At 73.4% G+C, this 2,522-nt stretch carries 1 protein-coding gene; it reads left to right on the top strand.

Going from position 1 to position 2,522, the window contains the following annotated elements:
• A partial coding sequence (locus ACL06G_RS21385; RefSeq protein ID WP_412836519.1) for a non-ribosomal peptide synthetase occupies nucleotides 1–2,522 on the top strand: 2,522 nt, incomplete at both ends.

The raw sequence follows: 2,522 nt of genomic DNA, 5'->3' as shown, positions 1-2,522 counted from the left end.
GCGTACGCGACACCGACCTCACCGCCTACGCCCACCAGGACGTCCCCTTCGAAATCCTGGTGGAGGAGCTGAACCCGCAGCGGTCCCTCGGCCGCCACCCGCTGTTCCAGACCATGCTCGTCCTCCAGAACACCAGCGGGGCCGAGGCGCGCATGGCGGGCCTGGAGACCGAGCCCCCGCAGGTGGTGGCGCTGGAATCGGCCAAGTTCGACCTGACCTTCGACCTGACGGAGCACCACGACGCGTCCGGCGCGCCGCGCGGACTGACCGGCGTCCTCACCGCCGCCACCGACCTCTTCGACCGCACGACCGCCGAGCGTCTGGCCGAGCGGTGGCTCGCCCTGCTGGCGGACCTGGTGTCCGGGCCGGAGGACCGCATCGGGGACGTGGACCTGCTGACCCCGGCGGAACGGGCCGCGCTGCAGGCGGAGCAGCAGGTGGCGGAGCGCATCCCGGAGCACCTGCCGAGCGTGCACGGCAGGTTCCGCGACGTGGCCGCCCGGCACGCCGGCAGTACCGCACTCGTCTGCGGCGAGGAACGTCTCACCTACGGAGAACTGGACACCGTCGCCAACCGCTTCGCCCACCACCTCATCGACCGGGGCGTAACGCCCGGCTCCACCGTCGCCGTCCTGGTGGACCGGGATGTGCGCCTCGTGGTGGCGCTGCTGGGTGCGCTGAAGGCCGGTGCGGGCTACACCCTGCTCGACCCGCAGCTCCCCGCCGCCCGCCTGCACGCCGTCACCGAGCAGGCGGAGGTCGGGCACCTGGTCACGACGACCGGGCAGGACACCTCGTGGCTGGGCGCCGGCGTCCGCACGGTGCTGCTCGACGACGAGGACACCTTCGCCACCCGGCCGGCGTGGGACCCCGCGGTCGAGGTCTCCCCTCTGGACACCGCCTGCGTGATGTTCACCTCCGGCTCCACCGGTGCCCCCAAGGGTGTGGTGACGCCGCACCGGGCCCTGGTGGGCACGCTCACCGGCCAGAACTACGCGGAGTTCGGACCGGGCGAGGTGTGGCTGCAGTGCTCCCCCGTCTCCTGGGACGCGTTCGCCCTGGAGCTGTTCGGGCCGCTGCTGCACGGGGCCACCTGCGTGCTCCACCCCGGGAGCCGGGTCGACCCGGAGCGGGTGGCTTCCCTGATCGAGCGGCACCGGGTCGGCGCGGCCTACCTGTCGAGCGGGCTGTTCAACCACCTGCTGGACACGCACCCCGGGGTCTTCGACGCGGTACGGTGCGTGGTGACGGGCGGCGAGGCGCTCTCCGTTCCCCATGTCGCCCGTGCGCTGCAGACCTATCCGTCGACGCGGCTGGTGAACGGCTACGGACCGTTGGAGACCACGGTCTTCGCCACCACGCATCCCGTGTCGCGGCAGGACACGTCGCCCGGTCCGGTTCCGGTGGGTGCGGCGCTGACGGGCAAGCCCGTCCTCGTGCTGGACGAGCGGCTGCGTCCCGTGCCGCCCGGCGTCGTGGGTGAGGTCTACGTCGCGGGCTTCGGCCTGGCGCGCGGCTACGCCGGTCAGCGGGCACTGACCGCGGAGCGCTTCGTCGCCAACCCGTACGGGCCGCCCGGCAGCCGCATGTACCGCAGCGGCGACCTGGGCCGTCGCAGGGCCGACGGCATTCTCGAGCACCACGGCCGCTCCGACCACCAGGTGAAGATCCGCGGCTTCCGCATCGAGCCGGCGGAGGTGGAGAAGGTCCTCGTCGGCCACCCGGCGGTGCAGCAGGCGGTCGTCGTCCCGCGGGAGGGCGCGGGCGGTGTGCGGCTGGTGGCCTACGTCGTGGCCGACGGCGCGCGGTGCGACGCCGAGGTGCTGGGCCGCCACGCGGAGGCGGCGCTGCCGCCGCACCTGGTGCCGTCGGGATACGTGTTTCTCGACCGTCTCCCGCTGACCGGTTCCGGCAAGGTCGACCGCTCCGCGCTTCCCGCGCCCGGACGGGAGAGCACGCGCGGCTCCGGCCGGGCTCCGTCGACGCGCGAGGAGGCGGTGCTGTGCGACCTCTTCGCCGATGTCCTGGGTCTCGACACCGTGGGCGCCGACGACGACTTCTTCCGCCTCGGCGGCCACTCACTGGTGGCGGCCCGGCTGAGCAGTCGTGTGCGGAGCGTGCTGGGCGTGGAGGTGGGCGTCGCCGAGGTGTTCCGCTTCCCGACGGCCTCGGCGCTCGCGTGCCACCTGGCGGTCGCGGACCGGGCGAGGTCGGTCCTGGCCCGCTGCGAGCGCCCCGAGGTGCTTCCGCTGTCGGCAGCCCAGCAGCGGCTGTGGTTCCTGGAGCGCACCCAGGGCCCGAACGCCTCGTACCACGTGCCCTTCCTGCTGCGCCTGACCGGTGCGCTCGAGGTGTCCGCACTCCGGAGTGCGCTGGGTGACGTGATGGAGCGTCACGAGTCGCTGCGCACGGTCTTCCCGGAGAGCGGTGACGCACCGCAGCAGCGGGTGCTGCAGGCGCCGTCGGCCGAGGAGGTGTGTGTGCCGGCGGAGTGCGAGGAAGCGGATGTGGAGCGTCTCGCC

Origin of the sequence: Streptomyces callyspongiae, from assembly GCF_047200695.1 — a bacterium.
In the GTDB taxonomy this organism is placed as follows: Bacteria; Actinomycetota; Actinomycetes; order Streptomycetales; family Streptomycetaceae; genus Streptomyces.
This window is presented reverse-complemented; position numbering and strand designations above follow the sequence as displayed.